Source organism: Microbacterium sp., from assembly GCF_031178525.1.
Lineage (GTDB): Bacteria > Actinomycetota > Actinomycetes > Actinomycetales > Microbacteriaceae > Microbacterium.
Genome location: NZ_JAPSJA010000268.1, coordinates 1 through 3216 on the forward strand (window position 1 = coordinate 1; position 3216 = coordinate 3216).

A 3216-nucleotide genomic window follows, 5' to 3' on the forward strand; every position below is an offset into this window, starting at 1 on the left:
CTGGGGCTGAGCGTGGTGCCCACGAACGGCCGGCAGCTCGCGCTCGCAGCCCCGGGAGCCGGTGCACACGACTCATCGAACGCCGACGCGATCTCGCAGATCGGCGAGGGGGCCGGATCGCCCGACACCGTCTGGGCGGACTTCGTCACGTCCTTCGGCGTCGCCGCCGCGGGCGACGCACAGCGCGCGAACGTCGCAGAGGTCGCCGCCGTGACAAGCGTGGCGGCCCAGCAGTCGGTCGCCGGCGTGGACGGCGACGAAGAGACGATCAACCTCCTCACGTATCAGACCGCCTATCAGGCCGCCGCCCGCGTGCTCACCGCCGTGGATGAGGCGCTCGACGTGCTGATCAACCGCACCGGCGTCGTGGGCCGCTGATGCCGCACCCGACACGATCCGCCTCACGGCAGAAGGGATCCGCATGATCTCCCGCGTCACCGCGCAGACAATGACGCAGGCGTCGCTGCGTCACCTCCAGACCAACCTGACGGAGCTCGCGCGCCTGCAGGAGCAGGCGACGTCGCAGCGCGCATTCCTCGCGCCGTCGGACAACCCGTCGGCGGCGGCGCAGACCCTCGGGCTGCATGCAGAGCAGGCGCGCAACACGCAGTACGCGCGCAACATCGACGACGGCCTCGCCTGGGTGAGCACCGTCGATGCGGCGATCGGCGCCAGCACCGCGCTGCTGCAGCGCGCTCGCGCGCTCACGCTGCAGGGCGCGAACGACGGTGCCCTCGACGCCACGGCCAAGGAGGCGATCGCGGTCGAGCTGGAGGGCATACGCGATGAGCTGCTCGGCAAGGCGAACACGAGCCTGCTGGGTCGGTCGGTGTTCGCGGGCACGTCGGACGCGGGGTACGCGTTCCGGCCCGATGGCGCGGGCGGCTACGACTTCAGCGGCACGCCCGGCTCCTCGGTCGAGCGGCGCCTGTCGGACGGCGTGACGGTGCGCGTCGACGCGGACGGTGCCGAGGTGTTCGGAACGGGCGACGAGTCGGTCTTCGCTCTGATCGACGACGTCGTCGCCGACCTGCGCGCGGGTACGAACGTGCGCTCTCACGTGGACGGGATCGACGAGCGTCTCACCGCTATGCTCAGTGCCCAGGGCGCGGTCGGCGCCCGCCAGGCGCAGATCGAGCGCGCGAAGGAGGTCGCCGTGGACACATCCGTCTCGCTCGAGACCCGTCGTGCGGCGGTCGAGGACGTCGACTCGGTCGAGGTGTTCGTGCAGCTGCAGGCTCAGGAGCTCGTGTACCGCTCCGCCCTGCAGGTGACCAGCCGCGTGCTGCAGCCGACCCTCATGGACTTCCTGTCGTGAGCGCGGCCGTCGTCTTCGTCGCCCCGCCGCCCGGTCTCGCCCCTCACACCGACTTCGACCTGTCGCCCGTCGACGGCGCCGACGGACTGTTCGCCCTGTCGGCGCACGAGGATGCCGAGCTGCGGCTGTTCCTCGTCGACCCGCGCACTGTGCTCGCCGATTACGCACCCGAGCTCACGGACGAGCAGGCCGCACAACTCGCCCTCGCGGAGCCGGACGACGCGCTGCTGCTGGTCGTCGCCAACCCCGGCCCGGACGGCGTCCATGTGAACCTGCTCGCGCCCGTCGTCGTCAACACCGCCACGGGGGCGGCCGCGCAGCTGATCCTGGATGGCCAGGACTACCCGGTTCGCGCCCCGCTCGCCTGACGCACCGCACCGCACCGCTGCACCGACGTGGGCACGACGGGCAGACGTCGCTATCGTGACAACGTCCGCGTCGCTTGCGAACTCATGCGTCGAGCGTGATCTCCGCGGCCGCACCGACCATCGCACGCGAAGTCAGCGTGTCCCGAGAAGCGCTCGACCGCAAGGGAGCAGGAGAACTGATGGATCTCGAGCAGAAGACCGCGGACGGCTATACGGTGCTGGCACTCCAGGGGAAGCTCAATCTGGTCGCAGCGTCGCCGCTCAAGGCACGCATCGACGAGCTGGTGCGTGAGGGGCGGTCGCGCAGCATCGTGGATCTCGCCGGCGTCGGGTTCGTCGACTCGTCGGGTCTCGGAGCGCTGATCGGCGGACTCAAGGCCGCGCGTCAGGCGGGCGGCGACGTGCGGATCGCCGGTCCCGGCGAGCAGGTCAGGGCCGTGCTGAGGCTGACGAACCTTGACCGCATCCTGTCCCCCTTCGACACAGTCGAGGAGGCCTCGCGTGGCTGGTGAGCGCGCGCCGTACTCGCTCGTCGGCTTCGCCGTGCCCGGCGAGCTGGACCGCCTGCACGCATTGCTCGAGCGCGTGGGAGCCGACCACGAGGGCCTCGACCCCATGGACCTGATGCTGTTCGAGACGGCCGTGATCGAGATCGCCAACAACGTGGTCGAGCACGGCAAGCCGGTCGGCGAGGTCCGCTGGCGGTTCGAGGTGCAGGTCACCGACGACGCGATCGTCGCCGAGCTCGTCGACTCCGGTCAGGAGTTCGAGCCGCACCTGGAGGGGGACATGCCCGACGAGGATGCGGAGGGCGGGCGCGGCCTGCTGCTCGCTCAGGCGGCTCTCGATGAGCTCCAGTGGTCGCGCACACCCGCGGGCAACCGGTGGCGCATGGTGCGCCACCTCGGACAGCTCCCACCGGACTGAGAGCGCTGCAGAGGATGCGCGCGTCGCGCCCGCCCGTCAAGGCGGCTGCGGGCGGACATCCTGGGGCGTAGACCGGATGGCGACGCGACAGGAGGGCGACTCATGACGGTGAAGCTGAACGACAAGGCGCTGCGGCACGCCAGGAAGCTCGTGAAGGACGGCGCGGTCGTGCGCGATGAGCGGGACCACTGGAGCGAGCACGCGCTCGCGGCGAGGAAGGACACCGCCTGGCGCGAGGAGCACGGGTGGGACGAGTACGCCGACTGGCACCTCGGGATCGACACCGAGGCCAACGAGCAGACGAAGGCGCGGTATGAGTTCCCGTTCGGCGACTACAAGAAGGTGCACCGCTGCGCCGTGATCTCCATCGAGTCGCGTGCGGCCCAGTACGACCACGACGAGATCGCCAAGGCCGCGAAGGAGCTGCTGGAGCTGATCGACGCCGAGTGAGGCCGGGCGATCACCCGCTCAGGTAGACTGAGGGAGCGCGTTCGCCGCGGTCATTCCAGATGCCTCTCTCACGGGCTCCCGGATCGCCGAGCCGCCCTCTCGATCGCGAGCCGCGATCCGCCGCCGGGCGTCCATCGCCTGAGCGTCCACTTC

At 70.5% G+C, this 3216-nt stretch carries 6 protein-coding genes; all 6 read left to right on the forward strand.

The features are described 5' to 3' along the window. A partial coding sequence (locus tag RIF89_RS12900; RefSeq protein WP_309069502.1) for a flagellar basal body rod C-terminal domain-containing protein occupies window positions 1–378 on the forward strand: 378 nt, incomplete at its 5' end. A gap of 43 nt (window positions 379–421) precedes the next feature. Continuing rightward, window positions 422–1318: a flagellar hook-associated protein FlgL gene (gene flgL, locus RIF89_RS12905; RefSeq protein ID WP_309069503.1), complete on the forward strand. Its 897-nt coding sequence runs from the start codon at window positions 422–424 to the stop codon at window positions 1316–1318. After that, window positions 1315–1686, forward strand: coding sequence for a flagellar assembly protein FliW (locus RIF89_RS12910; RefSeq protein ID WP_309069504.1), 372 nt, complete (start codon window positions 1315–1317; stop codon window positions 1684–1686). Before flgL ends, RIF89_RS12910 begins: the two co-directional genes overlap by 4 nt. A 179-nt stretch (window positions 1687–1865) precedes the next feature. Continuing rightward, entirely contained in the window at window positions 1866–2198 is a 333-nt protein-coding gene (locus RIF89_RS12915) for an STAS domain-containing protein (RefSeq protein WP_309069505.1), read from the forward strand. Continuing rightward, window positions 2188–2613: an ATP-binding protein gene (locus RIF89_RS12920; RefSeq protein ID WP_309069506.1), complete on the forward strand. Its 426-nt coding sequence runs from the start codon at window positions 2188–2190 to the stop codon at window positions 2611–2613. The genes RIF89_RS12915 and RIF89_RS12920 overlap by 11 nt, the downstream gene beginning before the upstream one ends. Window positions 2614–2715: 102 nt before the next feature. Continuing rightward, window positions 2716–3063: a hypothetical protein gene (locus tag RIF89_RS12925; protein ID WP_309069507.1), complete on the forward strand. Its 348-nt coding sequence runs from the start codon at window positions 2716–2718 to the stop codon at window positions 3061–3063. Window positions 3064–3216 lie beyond the last annotated feature (153 nt).